The following is a 25,419-nucleotide window of genomic DNA, read 5'->3' as shown; positions in this document are numbered from 1 at the left end:
CGGCCCCGTTCAGCGCGCTGCGGCCGGGGCCGAGGCAGCGTCGGCCGGCGCTGCCAGCGGCGACGCGGCGGGCAGGGCCGGCGTGTCGACCACGACCACGGCCTTGCCTTCGTCCAGCCGGTCCAGGCCCTCGAGCACCACGGGCTCGCCGGCCGCCAGTCCGCTGATGACCACCGTGCGACCGCCGCTGGCAGGCCCCAGCGTCAGCACGCGCACATGCGACTTGCCATCGGCCACCACATACACATAGCTGCCGCGCGAGCCGTGCTGCACGGCGTCGGTCGGGATGGTCACGGCGCCCGGCAGGCGCTGCAGCGCCAGGCGCACGTTGACGAACTGGTTGGGGAACAGCGCATCGTCGGCATTCTCGAAGCGCGCCTTGAGCTTGAGTGTGCCGGTGGCGATGTCGATCTGGTTGTCCAGCGTGTCGAGCCGGCCCGTCGCCAGCTGCGTGCGGCCGTCGCGGTCCCAGGCCTCGGCGAGCGGCGCAGCGCGGCCGGCATGCGCGGCGCGCACGGCGGCCACCTGCGGCTCGGGCACGTTGAACACCACCGACACGGGCTGCGTCTGCAGCAGCGTGAACAGGCCGTTCGCATCGTTGGCCGTCAGCAGGTTGCCGGCGTCCACCCGGCGCAGGCCCACGCGGCCGGCAATCGGTGCCAGGATGCGCGTGTAGGAAAGCTGCAGCTTGGCGTTGTCGACCTGCGCCTGGTCGGACTGCAGCGTGCCGCGCAGCTGCTGCACCAGCGCCTGCTGGCGGTCGAGCTGCTGGCGCGCAATGGCGTCCTGCTTGAACAGGCCCTGGTAGCGCGCCAGCTCGCTCTGCGCGTTCTGCAGCTGGGCCTGGTTCTGCTGCTGCTGGCCCTGCGCCTGGGCCAGCGCCACGCGCAGCGGCTCGGGGTCGATCTCGGCCAGCAGCTGGCCCTTGGCGACCTTCTGCCCCTCCTGCACCAGCACGCGCGCGAGCTGGCCGTCCACGCGGCTGCGCACGGTGACCGTGTTGAACGGCGTGACGGTGCCGATGGCGCGCGCCTGCACGGTGAAGTCTTCGGTCCGCGCCACTTCCACGCGCACGGCGACCGGGCCGCCCCAGGGCCCGGGGCGCGGCGGCTCGACCTTGGCCGTGGTGCGCTGGAACAAATACCAGCCCAGCAGGCCGAGCAGCGCCAGCGCGACAAGCCAGAGCATGCGCCGGGGCCAGGGGCTGCGGGAGGGGGCGTGAAGGCTGTCGTCCGGATGGAGCATGGAGGCTGGCAAAAATGGAACACGCGCGCGCTGCCGACCGCCGCGACCACGGCCCTGCAACGGCAGGGCCGCAGTATCGTTCGGTGCGACGGGTTGTACGGCAGCAGCGGGCCGACCGGGCGATGGACTAGCGGATGATCGACACCAGCACGCTGCAATGCGCATGCTCGATCAGCGCGCCGGAGATCGCGCCCTGCCACCAGCGCGCGGCCCAGCCTTCCAGGTGCTTGTGGCCCACGACGATGAGGTCGGCGTCGATCTTCTTCGCGGCGCGCGTGATCTCGCTGACCGAGTCGCCGGCCACGAGTTCGCCGCTCACCTTGTGGCCCGCGGCGCTCAGCCGCGCAAGACCGGCGTTCAGGATGGCCTGATAGCGCTCGCGCTCGCGTTCCTCGGCTGCCTGGTCGTAGACGCCGACCTCCAGGCCGATCGAGCCCATGTGCAGCGGCATGACCGCGATCAACGACAGCTCGGCGCCGCTCAGGTTGGCCAGGTCGCCGCAGTCCAGCAAGGCCTTCTGGCCGGCTTCGGATCCGTCATAGGCGAGCAGGATGCGCTTGTACATGTCGGTTCTCCCAAGGAAGTCGTGCCGGGCGAGTCTAGGCAGGCGCGGGCATGGCGTCGAATCGGTGAATGCCCTTGCCGGCGATGGGGTGTAGGACTCGTCCTGCGCCGGCGCCTGAAGCCGGCCGACCCCGGCTGCTGCGGTGCAGGGACGTGCACTGCGCGGCGACAACCCGTATCGTGGCTGCTCTACGCGACCTACCGCACAAGAATCGATACAAGAAAGACACGAGACCCTCGCATGCATCCAATCCCCGCGCCGTCCGACCGGGCCAGCGCAACGGCTGACCCTGACGCGATCCCCCCCGGACGGCACGAGCTGGCAGAGCGCTTTGCCCAGGTCCGTGCGCATACCCAGGCCCTGGCCGCACCGCTCTCGCCAGAGGACCAGTGCGTGCAGTCCATGCCGGACGCCAGCCCGGCCAAGTGGCACCTGGCCCATGTGACGTGGTTCTTCGAGGCCGTGGTGCTGCGCCCGCATGTGCCGCACTATCTGCCGTTCGACGAGCGCTTCTTCTTCCTGTTCAACTCGTATTACGAAGCCCTGGGCCCGCGCCATCCGCGTGCACAGCGCGGCCTGCTCACGCGGCCCTCGGCACAGCAGGTCATGGACTACCGCGCACATGTGGACGCGGCCATGCAGACGTTCATCCGCGAGGCGGACGATGGGGTGTGGGCCCGTGTCGCCGACCTGGTCACGCTGGGCCTGCACCACGAGCAGCAGCACCAGGAGCTGTTGCTCACCGACCTGCTGCACGCCTTCTCCTGCAACCCGCTGCTGCCGGCCTATGCCCCGGCCGAGCCACCCGTGCTGCGGCTGGCCAGCAACAGCACGCCGCTGCGCTGGCTGCCCTGCCACGAGGCCATCGTCGAGGTCGGCCATGCCGCGGCGCCCGGCAGCTTTGCGTTCGACAACGAAGGCCCGCGCCACCGCCGGCTGCTGCCGGCCTACGAGATCGCCGACCGGCTCGTCAACTGCGGCGAATACGCGCGCTTCATCACCGACGGCGGTTACCGGCGGCCCGAGCTGTGGCTGTCCGACGGATGGGCCGCCGTGCAGGCCGGCGGCTGGCAGGCGCCGCCGTACTGGATCGGGGCAGGCGACCCGCGCGCGCCCAGCGACGACTGGCAGGTGTTCGGCCTGCAGGGCGTGCGCCCGCTCGACCCGAGCGCGCCGGTCGCGCAGCTCAGCTTCTATGAGGCCGCGGCGTTCGCCGAGTGGGCGGGTGCGCGGCTGCCGACCGAGTTCGAGTGGGAGGCGGCGTGCGGCCGCGCCGGCCTGGTCGACATGACCGGCAAGGTCTGGCAGTGGACGCGCTCGGCCTACGAGCCTTACCCCGGCTTCAAGCCCATGGCCGGCGCCGTCGGCGAATACAACGGCAAGTTCATGGTGGGCCAGATCGTGCTGCGCGGCGGCAGCCTGGCCACACCGGCCGGCCACACGCGGCCGACCTACCGCAATTTCTTCCCGCCAGCGGCCCGCTGGCAGTTCACGGGCCTGCGCCTGGCGCGCGACCTGGTCCCCGCATCGTCCAACCTCGGAGAGCCCGTTTTATGAGTTTCGTCATGCCAACGCCCCTGCGCGTGGTCGGCCGCCCCGAAGAGGCCGACCGCGATTTCCGCGGTGACATGCTGGCCGCATTGGCCGCATCCGAGCGCAGCATCTCGCCCAAATATTTCTACGACGCGCAGGGCTCGGCGCTGTTCGACGAGATCTGCGACCTGCCCGAGTACTACCCCACGCGCACCGAGATGGGCATCCTGCGCAGCCACGCGGCCGAGATCGCAGCCCTGGCCGGCCCGCAGGCCGAGGTGGTGGAGTTCGGCGCCGGCTCGCTGACCAAGGTGCGCCTGCTGCTGGCCGCGCTGGAGCAGCCGGTGCGCTTCCTGCCGATCGACATCTCGGGCGAGCATCTGCAGGCCGCGGCGGCGCGGCTGCGCCTGGACTACCCCGGCCTGGCCGTGCTGCCCGTGGTGGGTGACTACACGCAGGCCCTGGTGCTGCCGGCCAAGCCGCCGGGCGCGGGCCGTCGCGTGGGCTTCTTCCCGGGCTCGACCATCGGCAACTTCAACCCCGAGCAGGCGCTGCGCTTCCTGCGCATGGCAGCGCGCGTGCTGCGCGGCGGCGCCCTGGTGCTGGGCGCCGACCTCGTGAAGGACCCAGCCGTGCTGCATGCGGCCTACAACGACGAGCAGGGCGTGACGGCCGCGTTCAACCTGAATCTGCTGGCGCGCGCCAACCGCGAGCTGGGCACCGATTTCGCGCTCGATGGATTTGCGCACGGCGCGTTCTACAACAGCCCGCAGCGCCGCATCGAGATGCACCTGTTCAGCCGCGTGCGGCAGCAGGTGACGCTGGACGGCCAGGTGTTCGACTTCGAGGAGGGCGAGACGCTGCACACCGAGAACTCCTACAAGTTCAGCGTGGACAGCCTGCGCGCGCTGGCACGACAGGCCGGCTTCGAGCCCGGGCCGGTGTGGACCGACCGCAATGCACTGTTCAGCGTGCACTGGCTGCAGGCTCCGGCATGATCGGGGCTACAACCTCAAGGAGTGGGCCATGAAAGCCATATGGAACGGCGCGGTCATCGCGCAGAGCGACGACCTGGTGGTGGTCGAGGGCAACCAGTACTTCCCGATGGATTCGCTGAACCGCGAGTACGTGACGTTCAGCAACCACAAGACCACCTGCCCCTGGAAGGGCCAGGCCAGCTACTTCTCGCTGCTGGTCAACGGCGAGCTCAACACCGACGCCGCCTGGTACTACGCCGACCCCAAGCCAGCGGCCGAGGAGGTGAAGAACCGCGTCGCCTTCTGGAAGGGCGTGGCGATTTCGCCCTGAGCGCGGCGCGCCCTCAGCGAATGCCTTCGCGCTGCGCGACGGAACGCGGGTCGCGCGACCAGACCATGAGCCGGAAATCGTCCTCGGCGTGCGTGACCAGCGGCACCAGTCCGATGGCGGCCAGTTCGCTGTGGATGGCACCCGTGCTGGTGGCCCGCGTGTCGAAATCGGGCAGCCAGTCGCACGCGACGAGCACGCCGTCCTCGTCCAGCCCGCTTGCGCAACACTGCGCGATCTCCCGCACCGCCGGCAGCGCCAGGAAGTAGCCCACCTCGCTCAGCACGATCAGGTCGAAGCGCTGCGCGCGCGGCCAGTCCTGCGGCAGCGCGTGGCGCGCCAGCGTGACGTTCGGCAAATGCTCGGTCCGTGAGCGCGCAGCGCGCAGGGCAGCGGGCGCGAAGTCGGCGGACAGCAGGGCGTCGCAGCGCGCAGCCAGGCCGACCGTCAGCTCGCCGTTGCCGCAGCCGGGCTCGTAGCAGCTGCGAAAGCGTGGGCGCGGCAGGCAGGCCAGCAACACGTCGCGCTTGCGCTGCTCATAAAAGCGCGCGCGCGTGCCGTAGGGGTCCTCCGAGCGTGCGTACATGTCGTCGAACAGCGCCTGCATGCCGGGCGGCTCCGGGGCCACAGGGGTCGGCTCGGCGTCGCCCGCGGTGCGCGCAGGCCGGGGGCCGGCGGGCCGATCGTTCATGCGAACACCACTTCGAACGGGCGCTGCGCGCGTTGCACGGTGGAGGGGCGCAACACCGCCGCCGCGGCGCAGGAGGCATCGGGCTCCAGTTGGGTGGCGAAGGCCTGCAGGGCTGCGTTCTTGCGCCGCACGGAGTCGGGCGTGAGCGGCACCATGCAGGCATTGGACCAGGGCATGCGCGCGTCGCCCACCGGCGCCCAGTGCCATCCCCAGACCGGCACCTCGAACACGCGGGCGCCCACGGCCTGGGCCGCGGCGCGCGTGGCCAGGGCCGTGGCTTCGTGGTCGGGGTGGCCGTCGAATCGCCACGTGGTGAACACCACGTCGCCCGGCATGAGCAGGTGCTGCAACAGGTCGGTCAGCAGCGCCGCATGCGCGGTCACGCCACCGTCGGGCAGGCCCAGCCGCATCATGAGCGGGTCTGCGCCCAGGGCCTGCAGCGCAGCGCCGGTTTCGCGGATGCGCTGCTGCGCCAGCCGCGCGGGCGGCCAGGCCGGCGAGCCGGGGTGGCTGGCCTCGCCATCGGTCACCGCCACGACGGCCAGGCTGCGGCCCAGGCCGGCCAGCTGCGCCATCACACCGCCGACCGCCAGCACCTCGTCGTCGGGATGCGGCGCGATGACGACGGCGCGCTCGGCCGGCTGGACCAGGCCTTCGACGGCCATGCAGGGCAGGGCCTGGCGGCACAGCCAGTCCAGCCATTCGGCCTCGGGGGTGCCATCGCCTTCGGCGATATGGCGGGGGTTCAGAGTGTCCATGCGTCGTGTTCCTCGTCGATCTGTTGACCCAGTGCCGCGAGATCCTTCTCGGCATGGCTTTGCCGCATGAAGACCGGCAGGTCGGCCATGGCACGCGCAAAGCCCGCGTTCTTGCACAGGGGGCCGGCGCCCACCGCGCGGCCGGCGTGCCACAGCACCTGGCCTGCGTCGCGCTCGACGGCCAGGCGCACGCGCAGGGCCAGGGCCTGCGCATTGGCCTGCGGATGCGCGTCGATCCAGGCGGCGGCCTCGCGCAGCAGCGCGGCGCTGCTGCGCAGAGCGATGTCGATCTGGCCCAGGTGGGCGCTCTGGTGCGGGTCGGGCGATGCGTGGCGGCGTGCGGCCTGCGCCAGCACCACCCGGCCGATGCCGACCGCGCCGCCCCACCAGCAGGCAGCGATGCCGGCGCCGCCATGCCAGAAACCGGGGCGCTGCACATAGGCATGTGGCGCGCCCACGGCCAGCGCCTGGGCGCCGTCGAACCACACGTCCACGCTGGCGGTGCCGGCCATGCCGACGGCGTTCCAGCCTTCGCCGGTTACGCGCACGCCGGGTTGGTCCATGGCGACCGCAGCCAGGCAGGGCTCGCCTGCAGGGTTCCAGCCGCTGACGATGGCATGCGAGACATGCTGGGCGCCCGAGCACCAGGCCTTGCGGCCGTCCAGCCGGATGCGGCCTTGCGCATCGGGCGCGCTGCATTGCAGCCGCGCATCCGGCGGCTCGGCGCACCAGGTGCCCCAGATGCCTTGTGCGGCGTGCACGCCGAGCTCGGCCTGGATGGCCAGCGCATCGGTGTGACCCTCGAACAGCTTGATCAGCGACAGGTCGCGCTGCGCCACGTCGGCCAGCGCCTGCCAGCGTTGCAGCGTGCGGCCGCTGCCGGGAAGGGGAATGTCGTCGTCGCCGCTGGCGATGAGAGCTTGCAGCGCCTGCGCCGTGTCGCGTCCGGGAGAAGGGGGCAGGGGGTTGGCGGCAGGGGCGAGCATGTGGGCTGACGTTAATGCCGTGAGCAGGCGCGCGTTGTCGGACGACGGCGCGCGCCAGCCTTCCGGCTGGCGCGTCTCGCGTGTCAGACCCGGGGCGGGTCGGTCTCGCGCGAGGGATGGCGGTGCTGCGCCACGCCCTGCACGAAGGCTTGCAGTGCCGCAGCCGTGTCCTGGCCGGCGGCCAGCACCAGGCCCGGGTCGGCGCTGCCGTCGGGCAGCTTGTCGTCGATACCGGCCGCGTCCAGCAGCGCCTGCGACGCGGCGAACACCAGCAGCGTCTTGCAGTGGCGGTACTGGTCCTTCACGAACTCCATGGTGCGGCCGTCCGCGGCCAGGGCCGTCACGGCCTGGGCACCGTCGGGCAGCACGATCGCATCGAACAGGAAGCCGGGCTCGTTTTCCAGGGAGGCGTCGGCGTCCAGGCTGCCGCCGTCGGCCGTCACGATGGTCCCCACGTGCGGCGCGACCAGGCGCGGAACGGCACCCGCGTCGACCAGGGTCTGCACGACCTGGGCGACCACCGTGCCGTCCACCCCATCGGCCACCAGCACCGCGATCTTGCGTGCGCGGATGCTGCCGTCACCGGGCCGCGCCAGCAGCGACAGCGTGGGCGATTGGCGCACCTCGGGCTTGGCGGGCTTGTCGAGTGCGCGCGGCATGGCCGGCGGCAACTCGCGCATGCCCAGGCCTGCTGCAACCTTGCGCGCCAGCTCCTCCGATGCGTTGCGCAGCGAGCCGATCATGCGTTCGCGGATCGCAGGCACCGTGACCTTGCTCAGCTCGAAGCGGAAGGCCGCCGCGATGTGGGCCTGCTCGGCCGGTGACTGGCTTTCGAAGAACAGGGTGGCCTGCGTGTAGTGGTCGGCGAACTTCTCGGGCTTGCCGCGCACCTTGCCTTGCTCTTCCCTGGCCTCCTGCCGCGACGACACGGAGACGAAGCCCTGGGCCGCACCGGCCTGGAACGGGCAGCCGCCGCCCAGCGAGTTGGGCTCGTAGGACACGCGTCCGCGCGGGATGGCCTGGCGGTGCAAGCCGTCGCGCTGGTTGTTGTGCACCGGGGCCACGGGTGCGTTGATCGGGATCTCGTGGAAGTTCGGCCCGCCCAGGCGCGTGATCTGCGTGTCCACGTAGGAATGGATGCGTCCGGCCAGCAGCGGGTCGTTCGAGAAATCGATGCCGGGCACGACGTGGGCCGTGCAGAAGGCGACCTGCTCGGTCTCGGCGAAGAAGTTGTCGGGGTTGCGGTTCAGCACCATGCGGCCGACCTTGACCACGGGCACCAGCTCTTCAGGCACGATCTTGGTCGCATCCAGGATGTCGAAGCTGAAGCTCTCGGCCTGCTCCTCGGTGAAGACCTGAAAGCCCAGCTCCCACTCGGGGAACACGCCGGACTCGATGCGTTCCCACAGGTCGCGGCGGTGGTAGTCGGGGTCGGCGCCGGAGATCTTGACGGCTTCGTCCCAGACCAGCGATTGCGTGCCGAATTTCGGCTCCCAGTGGAACTTCACGAACACCGACTCGCCCTGTGCGTTGACGAGGCGGTAGCTGTGCACGCCGAAGCCCTGCATGGTGGCATAGCTGCGCGGGATGGCGCGGTCGCTCATGGCCCACATCAGCATGTGCGTGGACTCGGGCATCAGCGAGACGAAGTCCCAGAAGGTGTCGTGTGCGCTGCCGGCTTGCGGCATGCCGTGGTGCGGCTCGGGCTTGACGGCGTGGACCAGGTCGGGGAACTTCATCGCGTCCTGGATGAAGAACACCGGCATGTTGTTGCCCACCAGGTCCCAGTTGCCTTCGTCGGTGTAGAACTTGACGGCGAAGCCGCGCACGTCGCGCGCCGTATCCTTGGAGCCGCGCTCGCCGGCCACGGTGGAGAAACGCACAAACACGGGCGTGACCTTGCCCGCCTCCTGGAACGGGGCGGCGCGCGTGAGCTGCGTCTGCGGCTCGTAGCACTCGAAGAAGCCATGCGCCGCGGAGCCACGCGCATGCACGATGCGCTCCGGGATGCGCTCATGGTCGAAGTGCGTGAGCTTCTCGCGCAGGATGAAGTCTTCCAGCAGCACCGGGCCACGCAGTCCGGCCTTCAACGAATTCTGGTTGTCGGCGATCTTCACGCCCTGGTTGGTCGTGAGCGCCTGGCCCGTGGAGTCCACGCGCACACGGTCCAGCGGCTCGATGCTGGCGTTCACGCCGGGGGGCGCCACGCTACCGGTCTTCTGCGTGCCCGTCTCTTCCGTCAGCGTGCTGGCACCGGGCAGGCGCGAAGGCGCCTCCACCGTGGCGCCGGCCGGCGGGGCCATGCCATGGGCCATGCCGTGCTCGGCGGCCTTATTCGCGTTGTAGGGCATGCCGGCGGCCAGCGTCTGCGTGTCCGCCTTTTGCTGCATGGCCGGGTCGGAGGGCGAGCCGGTCGGCGCCTTGGCGGGCGCGCTGTCGGTGTTGCGGGCGGCGGCCTTGGTCGCGGCGGGCGTCTTGCTTTTGGGCATGGGGTGGGGCTCTTGTGAGGCTGGCAAGATTGCCAAGCTCTCGAGCGTATGGGCGGGCCGGCCATGCGTGGTGTAGGACCGCAGGCCGCATGTCCGGGCCTGGCCGCTGACAGAGCGCCCGCGCCCCAGCGCTTACCGTCGCTGCATGCTGCTCAACACCCAATCCACGATCACCGTCGACTGCCCCCACGACTGCCCCGTCGTCGCCATGCTGCGCCCGCGCAGTGGCGCCGCCCAATGGGTGGTCTCCGAACGCTACGGCATCTCGCCCTGGTCGCGGCCGCGCGAATACGTGGACGCCTTCGGCAATGTCTGCCAGCGCTTCGTCGTGCCGGCTGGCCGCTCGACGCTGGACGTGCAATCGCAAGTCGAGGTCGACGAATACCTGGCCGTCGACTTCAACGCCGGCACCACGCCCATCGACCAGCTGCCCGACGACGTGCTGGTCTACCTGTTGCAAAGCCGCTATTGCCCTTCGGACAAGATGTCCGACAAGGCCCGCGAGGTCGTGGCCGGCGTCGCGCCCGGCTACGCGCAGGTGGAGACCATCCGGCGCTGGATCCACGACAACCACGAATACCGCTACGGCGTGAGCCAGGCCAGCACCGACGCGATGGACACCATCCAGGCCGGGGCCGGCGTGTGCCGCGACTTCGCGCACATCGGCGCGGCGCTGTGCCGCGCGCTGCGCATCCCGGCGCGCATCGTCGTGGGCTACCTCTACCAGCTCGACCCGATGGACCTGCACGCCTGGTTCGAGGCCTTCGTCGGTGGCCGCTGGTACACCTTCGACGCCACGCAGACCGAGCCGCGCGGCGGGCGTGTCGTGATGGCCTATGGGCGCGACGCGGCCGACGTGGCCTTCCTGTCGAACTACGCCGACATGGAGATCGTGGAGATGCAGGTCAGCGTCGCGCTGGGCCAATGAACATGGAGTGGCTGGACCTGGTGCAATGGCCCGCGATGGTGGTCACGGTGCTGGCGTCCTGGCTCGTGGCCTCCGAAGACAAGCGCCGGCGCAACTGGGGCTTCTGGGTCTTCCTGCTCAGCAACGCGCTGTGGATCGCCTGGGGCAGCCAGGCCGCGGCCTGGGCACTTGTGAGCCTGCAGGTGGCGCTGGCGGCCATGAACATCCGCGGCGCGGCCAAGACGGACGACTAGGTTTGCCGGGCACGCGCCACATCGACAGGGCGTCGACTCCCGGTGGGCCCGCAGCCTGCGCCGCGCTCCTGTTCAGGTGGCGGGCAGTGCTGGCAGCAGCCGGTCGTATTCCTTCTTGACGACGGCATAGCACTCGCAGGTGCGCCGCTCCAGGCCCGGCCGGTCCAGCACGGTGATGCGCCCGCGCGCGTAGCGGATCAGGCCCGCGTTCTGCAGCTGCGAGGCGGCCTCGGTCACGCCTTCTCGGCGCACACCGAGCATGTTGGCGATCAGCTCCTGCGTCATGCACAGCGCGTTGCCATCCAGCCGGTCCAGGCTCAGCAGCAGCCAGCGGCATAGCTGCTGGTCCAGCGAGTGGTGGCGGTTGCACACGGCGGTCTGCGACATCTGCGTGATCAAGGCCTGCGTGTAACGCAGCAGCAGGTGCAGGGCCGGGCCCGCACGGTCGAACTCCGCTTTCATCTGCGCGGCGCCCAGCCGAAAGCCCACGCCTGCGCTTTGCACCAGTGCCCGGCTGGAGGTGGAATTGCCGCCCATGAACAGCGAGATGCCGACGATGCCCTCGTGGCCCACAACGGCGATCTCGGCCGAGGCACCGCTCTCAAGCACGTAGAGCAGCGAGACGATGGCGGTGGTCGGAAAGTAGACATGGGTCATCAGCCCGCCGGACTCGTACAGCACTCTGCCGAGCGGCAGGTCGGCCACCTCCAGGTGGGGCAGCCAGCGTTCGAGCACCTCCTGCGGCAGCGCGGCCAGCAGCTGGTTCCTGGTCGCGTCGTTCCGGTTCACCATGCGTGCATTTCGACAACTCCTCGGCGCAAAGACCTTCCTCGCCCGTGCCGCACTGTAGGACAGGCGCGGCTGGCGGCTGTCCGGATGGCAAGCATGGCCCCACGGACCGCTGACCTCGCAGGCTTGCCTGCGTGTCGCAGGCCCGCGCGCTCAGGCCCGCGCGCTCAGGCCAACAGCCCGAGCAGCGCCAGCACGATGGGCACGACGATGCCCGTAGCGATGCCATTCAACCCCATCGCCAGTGCCGCGAACGCGCCGGCGGTGGGGCTGGTCTGCAACGCCCGCGCGACGCCGATCGCATGGGCCGAGATGCCCAGCGCGAAGCCGGCCACGGCCTCGTCGCGCTCGCGCAGCAGGGCCAGCAGGCCGCGCGCGGCCATGGCCCCGGCGATGCCCGTGACGGCCACGGCCACGGCGGCCAGCGAGCGCGTGCCGCCGGCTTGTTCGGCCACCGCCATGGCGATCGGCATGGTGGCGGACTTGGGCGCCAGGGCCACCAGCGTGGCACGCGAGCCGCCCAGCAGCCAGGCGATGCCCAGCGCCGAGACGATGGCCGTCAGCGAGCCGGCGGCCAGCGCGATGGACAGCGGCAGCCACATGCGGCGCAGGCGCTCCATCTGGCCGTACAGCGGCACGGCCAGCGCCACCGTGGCCGGGCCGACCAGCCAGTAGATCCAGCGCGCGCCGTCGAAGTAAGTGGCATACGAGGTGCCCGTGGCCAGCAGCACGCCCACCACCAGCGTGGTGCCCACCAGCACCGGCAGCAGCAGCGGATGCAGCCCGCCGCGGCGGAACAGCCACAGTGCCACGGCATAGGCGGCCAGCGTGAGCGCCAGCCAGGGCAGGGCGGCAAGGGCGCTCACTGCGGCCCCTGACCGAAACGGCGCAGCGACCAGCGCAGGGCCAGCGCCGTCACCGCCAGCGTCAACGCGGCGCCGAGCGCGCAGGCGGCCAGGAACGGCAGCCATTCGTCGGCGACCAGTGCGAACTGCGTCATCACGCCCGCGACGGCCGGGATGAAGAACAGCATCAGGTGCCGCAGCAGCGGTGTGCTGGCCGCCTGCAGGCCGGGCGGCGTGCGGCCCCACGCGATCAGCGCGGCCAGCAGCAGCACCATGCCGACCAGCGAGCCCGGCACGGGCAGGCCGGACCAGCGCACGATGGCCTCGCCCAGCAGCAGGAACAGCACGAGCGCCAGCGCGCCGGCAAGGGTTCGGATCATGGTGGCAAGCGGGGAGGGCGACACGGGGGCGCGATTGTCAGCCATGCCTGCGCGATGCGACAGAATCAAAAGCAGCCCCCGCCACCAGATCAGATGGACACGCCCGCGATGCACCCCGCCACCCGACCAGGCCGCGCGCCATGAAGCGCTACGAAGCGCTGGCCGCCGAGATCTCCGCGTCCATCGCCAGCGGTGTGCTGGCGGCCGGCGACCGCCTGCCCTCCGTGCGCCAGGCCTGCGCCAGCCGCGGCGTGAGCCCGTCCACGGTGTTTCAGGCCTACTACCTGCTGGAGGCGCAGCGTTTGATTGAGGCGCGCGAGCGCTCGGGCTACTACGTGGCGCCGCAGATCCAGGCGCGCCCGCCCGAGCTGGAGCGGCCGTCCGCGCCCGAGGGCGAGACCATCGCGCTGGACGTGAGCGAGCAGGTGTTCGAGATCCTGCAGTCGAGCATGGTGCGCGACGTGGTGCCGCTGGGCTCGGCCTTTCCCAGCCCGCTGCTGTTCCCGCTGCAGCGCCTGGCCGCGCTGCTGGCCACCAGCGCCCGCAACCTGGACCCGTGGAGCACGGTCGACGACCTGACGCCGGGCAGCGAGGCGCTGCGCCGGCAGATCGCGCTGCGCTACCTGGCCGACGGCCTGCACGTGCACACCGACGAGATCGTGATCACCAACGGCGCGCTGGAGGCGCTGAACCTGTGCCTGGCCGCCGTCACGCGCCCGGGCGACGCGGTGCTGATCGAGTCACCCACCTTCTACGCCGCGCTGCAGTCGCTGGAGCGCCTGGGCCTGGAGGCGGTGGAGGTGCCCACGCATCCGCGCGAAGGCATGGAGCTGGACGCGATGGAGCGCGCCATCGTGCGCCACCAGCCCAAGGCCTGCTGGCTCATGACGAGCTTCCAGAACCCGCTGGGCAGCGCGATGCCCGACGACAAGAAGGCCGCGCTGGTGCAGATCCTCGCGCGCCACGGCGTGCCGCTGATCGAGGACGACGTCTACGGCGAGCTGCACTTCGGCGCCCAGCGCCCCAAGCCCGCGAAGGCCTTCGACAGCGAGGGGTGGGTCATGCACTGCGCGTCGTTCTCCAAATGCCTGGCGCCCGGCTACCGCATCGGCTGGGCCGCGCCGGGCCGCTTCGCCAAGCAGGTGGCACGCCTGAAGCTGACGACCTCGCTGGCGGCGCCGGCGCCCAACCAGGCCGCCCTGGCGGCCTACCTGGAGACGGGCGGCTTCGACAAGCACTTGCGCCGCCTGCGCCACACGCTGGCCACGCAGCAGCAACAGTTCGCACAGGCCGTGGCCGAGCATTTCCCGGCCGGCACGCGCGCCACGCGGCCGGCGGGCGGCTACTTCCTATGGGTGGAGATGCCGCAGGGCGTGGACGCGCTGGACCTGCACCGCCGCGCGCTGGCCCAGGGCATCAGCGTGGCGCCCGGGCCGATCTTCTCGGCCACGCGGGGGTTTGGGAATTGCCTGCGCTTGAACTACGGGCACGCATGGGATGCGCGGGCGCAGCGTGCGGTGGCGGTGTTGGGCGGGATGGCGGCGGGGCGGGGTTGACGTGAGGGAGCCATGCTTGGTCCGTCAGGCGGCTGGGGCGGAACGTCAAAGTGACGGGCCATGCTCCCGGCTTGCATGCCAGTGGCACAACACCTCCAGCGTCTCACCCTTGACGCGGTAGTACAGCCAATGGCCTGTGCGCGAGAGGTAGAACCGACGCACCTGGATCGTTCGGCCGGTTTCGACTTTGCCGCCGATACCGGGTTGGATCACCAGCACAGCCAACGCGTCCTGGATGTCCTGGCGGACAGCGCCGGGCGCTGCCTGGCGGTGCACAGCCCACCATTCGGCGGCGCTCGCGATCTCACGGGCAGCGCGCGCCTTGATCTGGTACTGCAGCGTCACAGGGGCTATCCGTAACGGCGAAGACTTTCCAGAAATTCCGGGCCCGCGCCGCCTGGTTCGGCGTCGGCTTCGTCGATAGCGGCGAGAAGTTCCTGCTCCAGGTTTGGCGGCAGCCGGATCGGAGCCTGGTCGTCAGGGGCCAGCACGGTCACGACGGTCCCTTCCGGGAGCGTCAGGCCTTCGACGACGATCTTGCCGTCAACGACGGTTCCAGTGGCGATGCTCATGCGCGCAATCCTACTCTCGGGTGGCATGGTGCGAGGTGCGTGATCAATCGGCCAGCGCGCAGACCCGGCCAGCCCCACGCCCAATTGGGCCACTACCGTCCGCGATTCAGACCCGCTCGAACACCGCCGCGATCCCCTGCCCACCCCCGATGCACATCGTCACCAGCGCGTAGCGCCCGCCGATGCGCTGCAGCTCGTGCAGCGCCTTCACGGTGATCACCGCACCCGTGGCGCCGATGGGGTGGCCCAGCGAGATGCCCGAGCCGTTGGGGTTGACCTTGGCCGGGTCCAGGCCCAGGTCCTTGGTGACGGCGCAGGCCTGGGCGGCGAAGGCCTCGTTGGCCTCGATCACGTCCAGGTCGGAGACCTTCAGGCCCAGCTTTTCCAGCAGCTTGCGGCTGGCCGGCACCGGGCCGATGCCCATGTACTTGGGGTCCACGCCGGCATGGGCATAGCCGACCAGGCGGGCCATCGGCGCCAGGCCGCGCGCCTTGGCGACGGACGCCTCCATCAGCACCACGGCCGCCGCCGCGTCGTTCAGGCCGGATGCATTGCCGGCCGTGACCGTGCCGTTCTCCTTCTGGAACACGGCCTTGAGCTTGGCCATGTCCTCCACCGTGGCGTCGGCGCGGAAATGCTCGTCGGTGTCGAACACCACGTCGCCCTTGCGGCCCTTGGAGACCACGGGAACGATCTGCTCCTTGAAGTAGCCGGCGGCGCTGGCCTTGGCGGCGCGGCGATGGCTCTCCACGGCCAGCCCGTCCTGGTCGGAGCGCGTGATGCCCCACTTGGCGGCGATGTTCTCGGCCGTCACGCCCATGTGGATGTTGTGGAACGGGTCGTGCAGCGCGCCGACCATCATGTCCACCATCTTGGTGTCGCCCATGCGGGCGCCCCAGCGCGCGTTGAGCGAGGCGTAGGGTGCGCGGCTCATGCTCTCGGCGCCGGCGCCGATCGCGATGTCGCAGTCGCCGAGCAGGATGGACTGGCTGGCCGACACGATGGCCTGCAGGCCCGAGCCGCACAGGCGGTTCACGTTGTAAGCCGGCGTGTCTTCGCTGCAGCCGCCGTCCAGCGCGGCCACGCGCGACAGATACATGTCGCGCGGCTCGGTGTTGACCACGTGGCCGAAGACGACGTGGCCCACGTCCTTGCCCTCGACTTGGACGCGCGCCAGCGATTCGCGCACGACCAGCGCGCCCAGCGCCGTGGGGGGCACATCCTTGAGGCTGCCCCCGAAGGTTCCGATGGCGGTGCGCACACCGCTGACGACGACGACTTCACGACCCATGTTCCTGCTCCTTGAACGCTTGTGGTGGCCGCCCGCGGAGTGCGGGCCGCAACGCGCGCGATCTTCCCACGCGAGCCGGCGTCAGGGTGTCACCGAGCGGGCAGCCGAAACAATTCAGTGCACGCCGTGCACATGCCGCGTGCGGCCCGGCACGTGCGGCGCCGGCTCGCTGGCCAGGCCTTTGAGGATGCCGCAGTCTTCCGTGGCATGGGCGACGGGGCATTGGGCACGCAGGTCCACGAGCTGGCGTTCCAGCGCGCGCAGCTCACGGATGCGCTGGGCCACATGGCCGATGTGGGCGTCCAGCAGGTCGTTGACGCCGGCGCAGTCGGCGTCCGGTGCGTCCTTGAAGCGCAGCAGCGTGCGGATCTCGTCCAGCGCCATGTCCAGCGAGCGGCAGTGCCGGATGAAGCTCAGGCGCTGCACGTGGGCCTCGTCGTAGACCCGGTAGTTGCCCTCGGTGCGCGGCGCGACCGGCAACAGGCCTTCGCGCTCGTAGTAGCGGATGGTCTCCACGGGTGTGTCGGTGGCGGAGGCGAGTTGGCCGATCTTCATGGCAGGTCCTTCCATGCTGGGCCCGACTCTATCGCGGCAGGCAGTCCATGCCGTTGCAAGGGCTCGATCCGATCAAATGCCCCGGTTTGGTGCGCTGCTGTTGTGCCCAGGGGCCGTGGATAACTTTGGGGAAAACCCTGAGGGCTTCTGCGCAGATCGTTGCTGGGCGCGGCCTGCGACGCGGTGCCCGCGAATGAGGCATGTGAACAGTTCGGATCGTGCCGGCGTTCACCTGAGCCGCTGTTATTGCACTGCACCAACTATGTCTGGCCCTGGCGCGAAGCTGGTGCCTGGGCGTTGTGCACGCCCACCATCCTCCGGATGGCGGACTTTCTCGCCCGCTACACGCAATGACCGCTGATCTGCTCTTACTATGGCCGAATTGTGTGAACCATATGAAACGACGATGGACCGCGAAAACCGACCCCGGGCTTTGCTGCAGTACCTGGGCATCGCCGAGGCTCTGAAGGACCTGAGCTTGCATATGCCGTGCCGTTACGCGGCCATCTTCGAGGTGCAGGATGGCGACCTGGTCAACCGCTATTTCCACGACAAGCGCGGCGAGCCCCGCCCGGCTTTCATTGCGCGCGTGCCGTTCAAGGACAGCTTTTGTCATCTGGCACTGCGCGACGGCGAGCTGCGCTGTGCCAATTCGGCCACCGACAGCCGCATGGACTACAGCCCGTACAAGGGGCTGATGCTGGCGTACCACGCCGTGCCCATCCTCGACCCGCAACGCTCGCTGAAGGCCACGCTGTGTGTCTTCGACGAGGAGGAAGTCGACCTCAGCGACGAACAGTTCGCACGGCTGGCACTGCTGGCCAGCCTGTTGCCGCCGTTCCTGGAGGCCGAGAGGCAGCCAGGCGCGTGGCGCGCGCGCCAGCCGTAGGCCAGCCAGGAGGGATGCGAGAAGGGGATGTCAGCCGGGCGGCTGGGCCACTGCCGGCGCGGCCGGGAGTGGAGCGGGTGAAGGGAAGCGGAACCGAACTCAGGGCATCTCACGAAGTCTCATTCCGGGAAACATGATGTTGATTTAAAATGATGTCTTTGAATCATCGTCGCAGTAGGTTTCAGAAGATATCACCACGGCTCGCGTTTGTAGTGGGGCGGTTAGTGGGGTACACTGGTTCGATTCCGCTTGAGATCCACTGTGCCAAAGACCGCTTCGCAGCTGACCATCCTCGAAGTCAAAGCACTGAGGAAACCTGGCCTCCATCCAGTTGGTGGTGCACCAGGGCTGCAACTTCAGATTTCGCCCAGCGGCGCCCGTTCTTGGGTGGCACGGCTAACCGTGGGCAAGCGCGTCAATTCAAGCGGCCTAGCGGTGCAGCATCGCCGCGACTTCGGACTGGGCAGCCTGGGTGATGTGTCCTTGGCGCAGGCCCGCGAGAAGGCCCGGCTGCTGCGCATCAAGGTGGCCGAGAACGTGGACCCTTTGGCCGAGAAGATGGTCGCCAAGGCCCAGGCCGCAAACGCTAGGGCAGCGGCCATCAGCGTCACGGCTGCGGTCGAGGGGTTCATTGAAGACATGAAGGGCAAATGGGTTCGCGATCCAAAGGGCGTTTCTAAGCGCTTAGCCATGTTGGGTACCTTTATCACGCCGGTGATCGGCACCCTCCGCGTCGCAGATGTCGAAGCCGGTCATGTGGTGAAGGTCTTACGGCCGGTTTGGGAGACCAGCCCGGCAACCGCTGAACGGTTGGCGTCGCTGCTGCGCAATACCTTCGACTGGTGCAAGGCGCACAAATACCGCAATGACAACCCGGCCGCAACTGAGATTTTGAACAAGTTGCTGCCGAAATTGAGGGAGGGCGGAAAGCACCCGTCGCTGCCTTTTGCCTTGCTGCCCGCATTCATGCGCGATCTACGAGCCAGAGATGGCATGTCGGCGCACGCGCTGGAAGTCACCATTCTCTCAGCGCTTCGGACCAACGAATCTTTAGGGGCTGAATGGTCGGAATTAGATTTCGAGTCGAGAGTTTGGACGGTGCCGCGCTCGCGCATGAAGGTTAAACGCGATGTCCACCGTGTTCCCCTTGAGGGGTCGCTTTTGGACTTGCTCAAGCGTATGCATTCGGTGCGGACAGGCAATCTGATATTTCCCGGTGCTGGGAGTAGTGGGCCGTTGAGCGATGGGGCCATGCTTGAGCTTTTGAAAGAAATGAAGCCGCTCGATAAGGACGGTCGCCGTGTCGTAACGCATGGCTATCGCGCGACATTCTCTACCTGGTGCAGTGAAGCCACGGACCATCCTTCAGAAGTCCGTGAAATGGCTTTGGCGCACAAGATCAAGAATCAAACCGAAGCTTCCTATCGACGGGGTGACCTGTTGGAGAAGCGCAGATCACTGATGGCCGATTGGTCCAGGTTTTGCGATGGCGTCTAGACGCCATTACTATCCAAAAGCGCGAAACTATATTTTTTGCAATTAAGTGGCGCAGTCCAGACACTGGTAGTTGTCGAGCAAATTGGCGTCGAGGAATTCGCCTAGGAACGGTCTGCACAAATCCGCTCGCGATGTGCTCGGCGAACTGAGGCGCTGCAAAATCTGAGCCATGGAGCAAGCCGACCTGGGCCTGAACCTGACGACCAAGCGCACACGAAAGCGCGAGTTCCTGGCAGAGATGGAGCGCGTGGTGCCATGGGCAGCGCTGATCAGCCTGATCACGCCGTACGCGCCCGAAGGCAAGGCTGGGACAAACACAAATTCAGGATTTGAGCGAGCTTCTGCCTGCATGGTGGGGATGGCAAGGCCATGCGCGGTATGTGCTACGCGGCGGATGCTGAAAACTTGCGCTTTCCACGCGTCGTTGGAGCCAGGGGGAGCCAAGTCGCGTGCAGTCGCCAGGGTGTCCTGTATCGCCGCCAGCCCTGTATCGAACACGCCATCGAGTGCCAAAATCGTCGTTGATGGCATCATGGCGAGAACGGTATCATAATTGGCAATATTGCCAAGTCCCCTTATGGCGTTGCGATGCTAGATTTGGGTGTGCAGCCGATCATTGAAATGTCCTGGCAGCACAAACCTCAACCATTCACCGAGGAGATCATCAAGATGACGCAAATGGGTTTGTTTGTTCGGCTCGATGCCAAGCCTGGTAAGGAAGCCGCGCTAGAGGAGTTCCTTAAAGGAGCGCTTCCACTTGCACGAGAGGAGACCGGTACGCCGGTCTGGTATGCCTTGAAATTCGGTCCCAGCAGTTTCGCAATCTTCGACGCTTTCGACGCCGAAGATGGTCGAGCCGCCCACCTTAATGGGCCTATCGCCGCAGCGCTAATGAAGCATGCGGACGAGCTTCTCGCGAAACCAGTAGTGATCGAACGCTGGGATGTTGTGGCGGTCAAATAGTGCTGAGCGGCGAAGCGCCGAAGGAGCTGAGTGAACCGCCCCGGCTTTTGAACTGACCCCCAGAAGTTGGACGAACTTCAAGGGGTTTTATGAAGCGGTACAGAACGGAGTTCAAGCTGGAAGTCGTCCAGAGTTTCTTGGCGGGCGAAGGCGGCGCAAAGTTGCTGGCTCGGCGCTGGTCGGTGCCCGAAGAGAAGATCCGCACCTGGGTGAGCCACTACCGCCTGCATGGCGTCGACGGATTGCGCCCTAAGCGCAGCATCTACAGTGCGCAGTTCAAACTGCAGGTGCTGTCTCATCAGGATCGCGAACAGCTCTCCAGCCGCCAAGTTGCGGCGATCTATGACATCCGCAATCCCAACCAGGTCGTCGTCTGGCGACGCAATCTCGATCAAGGCGGCCTGCAGGCTCTCCAAACCGAGAAAGAAGAGCCTCTTAAGATGAAGCCGGAACGACGCTGTGCAGCCCCGTCGAACGTGGTCGCCACCGATGCGCCGCAAACCCTGCGGGAAGAGAACGAGCGTCTGCGCGCGGAGGTAGCGTACCTAAAAAAATTGCAGGCCTTGATCCGGTTGAAGAGGTCAGCTGCGCCGACAAAGCGCGTCTGATTGCCGGGTTGAGGCCTTACCATAAATTGGCGGACCTATTGCAGGTAGCGGGCCTGGCGCGCAGCACGTTCTACTACCAGTGCCATGCGACCCAGCGCGCCGACCAGCAAAGCGCCATGGAGGCCACGATCCGCACGGTCTATGACGAGCACAAGGGCCGCTACGGCTACCGGCGGATCACGGCCGTGCTGTGCAATTCGATGGCGGAACCGGTCAACCACAAGTGCGTGCAGCGTCTGATGCAAAAGATGGGGCTGCGCGCGTTGATTCGGGCGAAGAAACGCTCCCGGCATGTCCCTGGCTTGAGCGATGCGCATGTGCCCAACGTTCTGCAACGCGACTTCTGCGCGACCGCGCCAAACCAGAAGTGGGCGACCGATGTCACCGAGTTCAATGTGAACGGCCACAAGCTCTACCTGTCGGCCTGCATGGACCTGTACAACGGCGAGATCGTCGCGTACCGCATGGCAAGGCGTCCGGTCTTCGAGCTGGTTTCCGGCACGCTCGAGGCAGCGCTTGCGCGGACCAAGTGCGCCCATGAACTGATCGTGCACTCGGACCAGGGCTGGCACTACAAGATGCAGCCGTACCGCGCGATGCTCGCGAGACGTGGAGTCAAGCAAAGCATGAGCCGTAAGGGCAACTGCTTTGACAACGCGGTGATTGAAAGCTTCTTCGGCACCCTGAAGGCTGAGTATTTCCATCTTGCCGCGCCCAACAGCATTGATGCGCTCGAAGCGGGCGTGCATGATTACGTCCACTACTACAACCACGAGCGCATCAAGCTCGGGCTGCAGGGGCTCAGTCCGGTGGAGTACCGGCTGAGAAGCGCCGCCTGATCGGCGGAATCGTGACCGTCCAACTTGTGGGGGTCAGTTCACTTTGCGGGGCGGTTCACTTTTGTCCTCGGGGTGGAGTTACACCGAGGAACTCGCGGGCACTGATTGCTGCACTACGCAGCCTTCTGCAGGGTGATAACGCTACGATTCAGCGCCTCGAGCAATGCCTGTTCCTCGGGCTTGGCCACCTCGACGCTGCGGGCTCGGACGTGGCCGTAGCCGCGGATGTGCTCAGGAAGCGTCGCCAGTTTCAACGCCGTGTCATGGTGGCCTGCGTCGCGCGACGCGGTCAGTACTTTCAAGGCCTGGGCGATGTTGGACTCGTAGCGCTCAATCAGGTTGCGTTCCATCCGCCGCTCTTGCGAGTAGCCGAACACATCGAGGGGGCTCCCACGGAGGAAGCGTAGTTTCGCGAGAAGACGCAAGGCCGGAAGCAGCCATGGACCGAACTCTCGCTTTTTGGGCTCACCAGTCTCCCGGTCTCGCTTGGCAAGCAAGGGAGGTGCGAGGTTGAAAACCAACCTGTAGTCGCCCTCGAAGTTGCGCTCCACGCCCTTGAGGAACTCTGTCTCGGTGTAGAGGCGAGCCACCTCGTACTCGTCCTTGATGGCAAGCAGCTTGAAGTAGTACTTCGCGACGGCGCGCGTCAAATCGGTCCGTCCTGGAAAGCTGCCCTGCTCGGCGGCACGCACGCGCTCCACGAGCGCAAGATACCTGTCTGCGTAACGCTCGTCCTGATAATCCGTTAGGAAGGTTTTCCGCCAGGCAATGGCCTCGTCCAGGTCTGCGATTGCCGAAGGTGCCAAAGTCGAGGCCAGCGAGGCCTGTGTCCAGCCGAGAACCCGCTCAACGGCCTTGGGGTCAACGGCTGTCCGGCGCCCCCAGAGGAACGCCTCTTGGTTCATTTGCGGCTGTGACCCGTTCAGTTCGATGGCCTTCTCGATGGCCTCGCTCGCCAACGGAATCAGGCCCTGCTGGTATGCATATCCCAGCATGAAAAGGTTGGTCGCGATGCTGTCGCCCATCAGCGCTGTAGCAATGCGTCCAGCTTCGATGAAGCGCGCATGGCCTTCGCCGACGGCGTCTACGACATTGCGTTGAAGGCTGCCGCGCGGATACTGCATGTCGGCCTTCCTGGAGAACTCACCAGGCATGGTCTCCTGGGTGTTGACCAGCATGTGCGTACGCCCGGAGCGTGCCGCAGCCAGCGTCTTTGAGTTGCCCGCGACAATCATGTCGCACCCCAGAATCAGGTCGGCGCCACCCGCTGCGATGCGAATTGTCTTGATGGCGCCCGGCGTCGCTCCGAAGCGCAGGTGGCTCCACACGGAGCCGCCTTTTTGGGCCAGTCCCGCCATGTCCAGAATGCCGCATCCCAGGCCCTGGAGATGCGCTGCCATGCCAAGGATGGCGCCAATCGTGACCACACCGGTGCCGCCCATGCCCGCGACCAGGATGCTGTAGACACGCCCGTCGAGAGACGGAAGCGCTGGCTCGGGAAGAGCCACGAACGGTCGGCTTTGTTCGCCGGCGCGCTGTGGCTTGCGCAGCTTGCCACCCACGACTGTCACGAAACTCGGACAAAAGCCTTTGACGCACGAGAAGTCCTTATTGCAGGACGACTGGTCGATGGTGCGCTTGCGCCCGAGCTCAGTCTCAAGGGGTTGCACCGACACGCAGTTGGACTTTGCCCCGCAGTCGCCACAGCCTTCGCAGACCAGGTCGTTGATGACGACCCGCTTCGCTGGGTCAGGCATCACGCCCCGCTTGCGGCGGCGGCGCTTCTCGGCCGCGCAGGTCTGGTCGTAGATGAGGGCCGAGGCCCCCTGAACCTCCCGAAGCTCGCGCTGCACCACATCGAGGTGGTCACGGTGGTGGACCGTCAGTCCAGTTGGCCAATCGATGTCCTTCGGGTACTTCCCGGGTTCGTCGGTGACCACAGCGATGCGCTGGATGCCCTCCGCTCGGACTTGTCGCGCGATGGTCGGCACATCCAAGGTGCCGTCGTGTCGCTGCCCACCGGTCATGGCGACCGCATCGTTGAACAGAATCTTGTAGGTGATGTTGGTCTTCGCGGCGACAGCAGCGCGAATGGCCAGCAAGCCCGAATGAAAGTACGTCCCGTCGCCGATGTTCTGGAACATGTGCGTTCGCTTTGAGAAGGGAGCCTCCCCAACCCACGCCAGCCCCTCAGCGCCCATTTGCGTGTATCCCGTCGTCGAACGGTCCATCGATTGGGCCATCCAACTACAGCCGATGCCCGCATACCCCTTGCTACCTTCGGGCAGGACCGTCGACGAGTTGTGCGGGCATCCGCTGCAGAAGTAGAAGCTGCGAGACAGGATATCGATTACCCCCTTGGGAGAACGCATGGAGCGAATCTGCTCGATGCGCCGCTGGAGCGCTTCAAGCCCGCCTTCGTGGAGTTCCAGCAGCCGCGGGCCCAGAGCAACTGCAATTTGATTGGAGTCGAGGGCGAGCTCTGACTGGAACAGGGTGCCCCCTTGTTCATCGCGCTTGCCGATGATGGTCGGCGCACCTGGCTTGCCGTAGAGCTGCTCCTTGAGCTGCTGCTCCAACAGGCTGCGCTTTTCCTCGACGACGATGACCTTTTCCAGGCCCTTCGCGAAGAGCGCGGCACCGGTGGGTTCGAGCGGCCAAGTCATGCCAACCTTGTAGATGCGCAGGCCGAGCTTGCCCGCCTGCTCCTCGCTGAGGTCAAGGTCATGCAATGCTTGAAGCACATCCAGGTAGCTCTTGCCGTGCGTGATGATGCCGAGCTTGGCGTCCTCCCCATCGACGACGGTGCGGTCGATGGCGTTGACCCTGGCGAAGGCCTTCACCGCCTCCAGCTTGTGCCGGTGAAGCCGCGCCTCCTGCGCATGCGGCGTGTCTGGCTGCCGGAGATTCAAGCCGTCCGCAGGCATCTGGAGGCCCTCAGGCAGGTTGATGCGCACACGGTCGATGGCGACTTCAATCGACGCGGTCGCCTCTACCGTGTCCTTGACGCACTTCATCCCAACCCAACAACCGCTGTAGCGCGACAGCGCCCAGCCCACCACGCCGAAGTCGAGGATTTCCTGCACGCCAGCAGGACTGAGCACCGGAATCATCGCGTCGACCATCGCGAATTCGCTCTGGTGGCAGGTCGTCGACGACTCGCACGTATGGTCGTCGCCCATCAGGACGAGGACGCCGCCATTCTTCGATGAGCCGGCCAAGTTCCCATGCCTGAACGCATCGCCTGTGCGGTCGACGCCAGGGCCCTTGCCGTACCACAGCGCAAAGACACCGTCGTACTTGCCTTCCCCAGCGGCTTCGGCCTGCTGAGAGCCCCACACCGCCGTCGCGGCCAGGTCTTCGTTCACCCCGGGCACGAACACGACGTCGTGCGCGCCCAGGTGTTTGGAGGCCTTGTTGATTTGATCGTCGAACGTGCCAAGCGGCGACCCGCGGTAGCCCGTGATGTAGCCGGCGGTGCTCAGGCCCGCAGCCTTGTCTCGCAGCTGCTGCGTCAGCGGCAGCCGCACCAGTGCCTGCGTTCCTGTGATGAAAACTCGCCCGCTGCGCAGCGTGTACTTGTCGTCAAGGCTGACCGTACGAAGGTTCATTTGCAACGTCCACAAAATGGGCGCGGTGCCCGAGTCGGCTGAGCGGCAACGCCGCTCAATGCCGGCCAAATTCCTGCTCGCAGCTGAGACCAATCCCCGGGAAACCACGCACTTGAACCGCGGCCGGAGCAGTTCTAAAATTCTATGCCGGTATAAGTGTCGACACTTATCATTCCGGCTCACCAACGTTCGCAGAAGCTCATGGAAATCCCTCGTTTACAGGCACAAATCGACTGGCCATCCCCGGTCTGCACGAGCGTGCATGCGGCCTCGTTGGTGACCACGGATAGG

The 25,419-nt window shown here is 67.3% G+C and carries 24 protein-coding genes and 1 pseudogene; 11 read left to right on the top strand and 14 right to left on the bottom strand.

The genetic code is table 11. From position 1 onward, the window contains the following. Positions 1-9 precede the first annotated feature (9 nt). Together ASF43_RS06540 and ASF43_RS06535 are read right to left on the bottom strand one after the other, a co-directional pair. On the bottom strand, positions 10-1,188 hold the full coding sequence (locus ASF43_RS06540) for an efflux RND transporter periplasmic adaptor subunit (RefSeq protein ID WP_235578148.1): 1,179 nt from the start codon (positions 1,186-1,188) through the stop codon (positions 10-12). A gap of 184 nt (positions 1,189-1,372) precedes the next feature. Beyond that, positions 1,373-1,810 carry a universal stress protein gene (locus tag ASF43_RS06535; RefSeq protein ID WP_056177832.1) on the bottom strand — a complete coding sequence of 146 codons (438 nt, stop codon included), beginning with the start codon at positions 1,808-1,810 and terminating at the stop codon, positions 1,373-1,375. A 240-nt stretch (positions 1,811-2,050) separates the two neighbouring features. Between ASF43_RS06535 and egtB the strand changes: the two genes are divergently transcribed. From egtB to ASF43_RS06520, 3 genes are read left to right on the top strand one after another with little or no spacing between them, the layout of a single operon-like run. Then, entirely contained in the window at positions 2,051-3,367 is a 1,317-nt protein-coding gene (egtB, locus tag ASF43_RS06530; protein ID WP_082497644.1) for an ergothioneine biosynthesis protein EgtB, read from the top strand. Between the two features lie 8 nt (positions 3,368-3,375). Further along, positions 3,376-4,341 (top strand): L-histidine N(alpha)-methyltransferase, encoded by a 966-nt coding sequence (gene egtD / locus ASF43_RS06525; protein WP_056178182.1) that lies wholly within the window; start codon positions 3,376-3,378, stop codon positions 4,339-4,341. A gap of 28 nt (positions 4,342-4,369) precedes the next feature. Further along, positions 4,370-4,651: a DUF427 domain-containing protein gene (locus ASF43_RS06520; RefSeq protein ID WP_056177830.1), complete on the top strand. Its 282-nt coding sequence runs from the start codon at positions 4,370-4,372 to the stop codon at positions 4,649-4,651. A gap of 13 nt (positions 4,652-4,664) precedes the next feature. Here ASF43_RS06520 and ASF43_RS06515 read toward each other — a convergent pair whose 3' ends face one another. The 4 genes from ASF43_RS06515 to ASF43_RS06500 all read right to left on the bottom strand — a co-directional run bounded on the left by ASF43_RS06515 (position 4,665) and on the right by ASF43_RS06500 (position 9,572). Beyond that, positions 4,665-5,339 (bottom strand): class I SAM-dependent methyltransferase, encoded by a 675-nt coding sequence (locus ASF43_RS06515; protein WP_235578147.1) that lies wholly within the window; start codon positions 5,337-5,339, stop codon positions 4,665-4,667. Further along, positions 5,336-6,097: a PIG-L deacetylase family protein gene (locus ASF43_RS06510; protein WP_056177828.1), complete on the bottom strand. Its 762-nt coding sequence runs from the start codon at positions 6,095-6,097 to the stop codon at positions 5,336-5,338. Before ASF43_RS06510 ends, ASF43_RS06515 begins: the two co-directional genes overlap by 4 nt. Continuing rightward, entirely contained in the window at positions 6,085-7,083 is a 999-nt protein-coding gene (locus tag ASF43_RS06505) for an acyl-CoA dehydrogenase family protein (RefSeq protein WP_056177827.1), read from the bottom strand. Before ASF43_RS06505 ends, ASF43_RS06510 begins: the two co-directional genes overlap by 13 nt. Before the next feature lie 83 nt (positions 7,084-7,166). Further along, the gene (locus ASF43_RS06500) at positions 7,167-9,572 is read right to left on the bottom strand and encodes a catalase (RefSeq protein WP_056177825.1); all 2,406 of its coding nucleotides are present in this window, start codon (positions 9,570-9,572) and stop codon (positions 7,167-7,169) included. Positions 9,573-9,717: 145 nt separating this feature from the next. Between ASF43_RS06500 and ASF43_RS06495 the strand changes: the two genes are divergently transcribed. Both ASF43_RS06495 and ASF43_RS06490 read left to right on the top strand, forming a co-directional pair. After that, complete coding sequence (locus ASF43_RS06495) at positions 9,718-10,500, top strand: transglutaminase family protein (protein ID WP_056177822.1); 783 nt, start codon at positions 9,718-9,720, stop codon at positions 10,498-10,500. Positions 10,501-10,502: 2 nt separating this feature from the next. Then, entirely contained in the window at positions 10,503-10,733 is a 231-nt protein-coding gene (locus tag ASF43_RS06490) for a hypothetical protein (protein ID WP_056177820.1), read from the top strand. A gap of 72 nt (positions 10,734-10,805) precedes the next feature. Here the strand turns inward: ASF43_RS06490 and ASF43_RS06485 are convergent, their stop codons facing one another. From ASF43_RS06485 to ASF43_RS06475, 3 genes are all read right to left on the bottom strand, one after another. After that, positions 10,806-11,525, bottom strand: a complete 720-nt coding sequence (locus ASF43_RS06485; RefSeq protein ID WP_056177818.1) for a Crp/Fnr family transcriptional regulator — start codon at positions 11,523-11,525, stop codon at positions 10,806-10,808. A gap of 164 nt (positions 11,526-11,689) precedes the next feature. After that, on the bottom strand, positions 11,690-12,388 hold the full coding sequence (locus tag ASF43_RS06480) for an LrgB family protein (protein WP_235578146.1): 699 nt from the start codon (positions 12,386-12,388) through the stop codon (positions 11,690-11,692). Beyond that, positions 12,385-12,747, bottom strand: a complete 363-nt coding sequence (locus ASF43_RS06475; protein ID WP_056177816.1) for a CidA/LrgA family protein — start codon at positions 12,745-12,747, stop codon at positions 12,385-12,387. Before ASF43_RS06475 ends, ASF43_RS06480 begins: the two co-directional genes overlap by 4 nt. 140 nt (positions 12,748-12,887) lie before the next feature. Between ASF43_RS06475 and ASF43_RS06470 the strand changes: the two genes are divergently transcribed. After that, positions 12,888-14,303 carry a PLP-dependent aminotransferase family protein gene (locus ASF43_RS06470; RefSeq protein ID WP_056177814.1) on the top strand — a complete coding sequence of 472 codons (1,416 nt, stop codon included), beginning with the start codon at positions 12,888-12,890 and terminating at the stop codon, positions 14,301-14,303. A gap of 45 nt (positions 14,304-14,348) precedes the next feature. Here ASF43_RS06470 and ASF43_RS06465 read toward each other — a convergent pair whose 3' ends face one another. The 4 genes from ASF43_RS06465 to cadR form a co-directional block, all read right to left on the bottom strand. Next, complete coding sequence (locus ASF43_RS06465; protein WP_056177811.1) at positions 14,349-14,648, bottom strand: type II toxin-antitoxin system RelE/ParE family toxin; 300 nt, start codon at positions 14,646-14,648, stop codon at positions 14,349-14,351. Between the two features lie 5 nt (positions 14,649-14,653). Next, positions 14,654-14,875, bottom strand: a complete 222-nt coding sequence (locus ASF43_RS06460) for a hypothetical protein (protein WP_056177809.1) — start codon at positions 14,873-14,875, stop codon at positions 14,654-14,656. Positions 14,876-14,981: 106 nt separating this feature from the next. Next, positions 14,982-16,166, bottom strand: coding sequence for a beta-ketothiolase BktB (gene bktB, locus ASF43_RS06455; RefSeq protein ID WP_056177807.1), 1,185 nt, complete (start codon positions 16,164-16,166; stop codon positions 14,982-14,984). A gap of 114 nt (positions 16,167-16,280) precedes the next feature. Then, on the bottom strand, positions 16,281-16,721 hold the full coding sequence (cadR, locus tag ASF43_RS06450) for a Cd(II)/Pb(II)-responsive transcriptional regulator (RefSeq protein WP_056177805.1): 441 nt from the start codon (positions 16,719-16,721) through the stop codon (positions 16,281-16,283). A 406-nt stretch (positions 16,722-17,127) separates the two neighbouring features. Here cadR and ASF43_RS06445 point away from each other — a divergent pair, with 406 nt between their 5' ends. The 5 genes and pseudogenes from ASF43_RS06445 to ASF43_RS29715 all read left to right on the top strand — a co-directional run bounded on the left by ASF43_RS06445 (position 17,128) and on the right by ASF43_RS29715 (position 21,517). Next, a complete protein-coding gene (locus tag ASF43_RS06445) occupies positions 17,128-17,610 on the top strand; it encodes a hypothetical protein (protein WP_156373167.1) in 483 nt (160 codons plus the stop codon). A 261-nt stretch (positions 17,611-17,871) separates the two neighbouring features. Next, entirely contained in the window at positions 17,872-19,107 is a 1,236-nt protein-coding gene (locus tag ASF43_RS06440) for a site-specific integrase (RefSeq protein ID WP_056177800.1), read from the top strand. A gap of 169 nt (positions 19,108-19,276) precedes the next feature. Further along, positions 19,277-19,417: pseudogene (locus ASF43_RS31330) on the top strand (IS5/IS1182 family transposase); the annotation flags it as partial. Between the two features lie 359 nt (positions 19,418-19,776). Beyond that, entirely contained in the window at positions 19,777-20,070 is a 294-nt protein-coding gene (locus tag ASF43_RS06430; RefSeq protein WP_056178177.1) for a putative quinol monooxygenase, read from the top strand. 89 nt (positions 20,071-20,159) lie between these two features. Further along, a protein-coding gene (locus ASF43_RS29715; RefSeq protein WP_235578145.1) for an IS3 family transposase occupies positions 20,160-21,517 on the top strand; the annotation gives its coding sequence in 2 pieces (ribosomal slippage) (positions 20,160-20,640 and positions 20,640-21,517; 1,359 coding nt in all). 113 nt (positions 21,518-21,630) lie between these two features. On the opposite strand, the gene ASF43_RS06415 is transcribed toward ASF43_RS29715, so the two are convergent. Continuing rightward, complete coding sequence (locus ASF43_RS06415) at positions 21,631-25,143, bottom strand: indolepyruvate ferredoxin oxidoreductase family protein (RefSeq protein WP_369803243.1); 3,513 nt, start codon at positions 25,141-25,143, stop codon at positions 21,631-21,633. Positions 25,144-25,419 lie beyond the last annotated feature (276 nt).

Origin of the sequence: Pseudorhodoferax sp. Leaf267, from assembly GCF_001422405.1 — a bacterium.
GTDB lineage: Bacteria > Pseudomonadota > Gammaproteobacteria > Burkholderiales > Burkholderiaceae_C > Pseudorhodoferax.
The sequence above is the reverse complement of the archived record's forward strand: the minus strand, read 5'-3'. Positions and strand labels throughout refer to the sequence as shown.

Bases quoted from the DNA above. Each gene is read 5' to 3' on its own strand.
- ASF43_RS06510 (WP_056177828.1), bottom strand. From the start codon at position 6,097: ATGGACACTCTGAACCCCCGCCATATCGCCGAAGGCGATGGCACCCCC.
- ASF43_RS06485 (WP_056177818.1), bottom strand. From the start codon at position 11,525: ATGGTGAACCGGAACGACGCGACCAGGAACCAGCTGCTGGCCGCGCTG.
- ASF43_RS06495 (WP_056177822.1), top strand. From the start codon at position 9,718: ATGCTGCTCAACACCCAATCCACGATCACCGTCGACTGCCCCCACGAC.
- ASF43_RS06520 (WP_056177830.1), top strand. From the start codon at position 4,370: ATGAAAGCCATATGGAACGGCGCGGTCATCGCGCAGAGCGACGACCTG.
- ASF43_RS06500 (WP_056177825.1), bottom strand. From the start codon at position 9,572: ATGCCCAAAAGCAAGACGCCCGCCGCGACCAAGGCCGCCGCCCGCAAC.
- ASF43_RS06470 (WP_056177814.1), top strand. From the start codon at position 12,888: ATGAAGCGCTACGAAGCGCTGGCCGCCGAGATCTCCGCGTCCATCGCC.
- ASF43_RS06505 (WP_056177827.1), bottom strand. From the start codon at position 7,083: ATGCTCGCCCCTGCCGCCAACCCCCTGCCCCCTTCTCCCGGACGCGAC.
- ASF43_RS06490 (WP_056177820.1), top strand. From the start codon at position 10,503: ATGGAGTGGCTGGACCTGGTGCAATGGCCCGCGATGGTGGTCACGGTG.
- ASF43_RS06460 (WP_056177809.1), bottom strand. From the start codon at position 14,875: ATGAGCATCGCCACTGGAACCGTCGTTGACGGCAAGATCGTCGTCGAA.
- ASF43_RS06430 (WP_056178177.1), top strand. From the start codon at position 19,777: ATGACGCAAATGGGTTTGTTTGTTCGGCTCGATGCCAAGCCTGGTAAG.
- ASF43_RS06445 (WP_156373167.1), top strand. From the start codon at position 17,128: ATGGACCGCGAAAACCGACCCCGGGCTTTGCTGCAGTACCTGGGCATC.
- ASF43_RS06515 (WP_235578147.1), bottom strand. From the start codon at position 5,339: ATGAACGATCGGCCCGCCGGCCCCCGGCCTGCGCGCACCGCGGGCGAC.
- cadR (WP_056177805.1), bottom strand. From the start codon at position 16,721: ATGAAGATCGGCCAACTCGCCTCCGCCACCGACACACCCGTGGAGACC.
- egtD (WP_056178182.1), top strand. From the start codon at position 3,376: ATGCCAACGCCCCTGCGCGTGGTCGGCCGCCCCGAAGAGGCCGACCGC.
- egtB (WP_082497644.1), top strand. From the start codon at position 2,051: ATGCATCCAATCCCCGCGCCGTCCGACCGGGCCAGCGCAACGGCTGAC.
- ASF43_RS06540 (WP_235578148.1), bottom strand. From the start codon at position 1,188: ATGCTCTGGCTTGTCGCGCTGGCGCTGCTCGGCCTGCTGGGCTGGTAT.
- ASF43_RS06535 (WP_056177832.1), bottom strand. From the start codon at position 1,810: ATGTACAAGCGCATCCTGCTCGCCTATGACGGATCCGAAGCCGGCCAG.
- ASF43_RS06475 (WP_056177816.1), bottom strand. From the start codon at position 12,747: ATGATCCGAACCCTTGCCGGCGCGCTGGCGCTCGTGCTGTTCCTGCTG.
- bktB (WP_056177807.1), bottom strand. From the start codon at position 16,166: ATGGGTCGTGAAGTCGTCGTCGTCAGCGGTGTGCGCACCGCCATCGGA.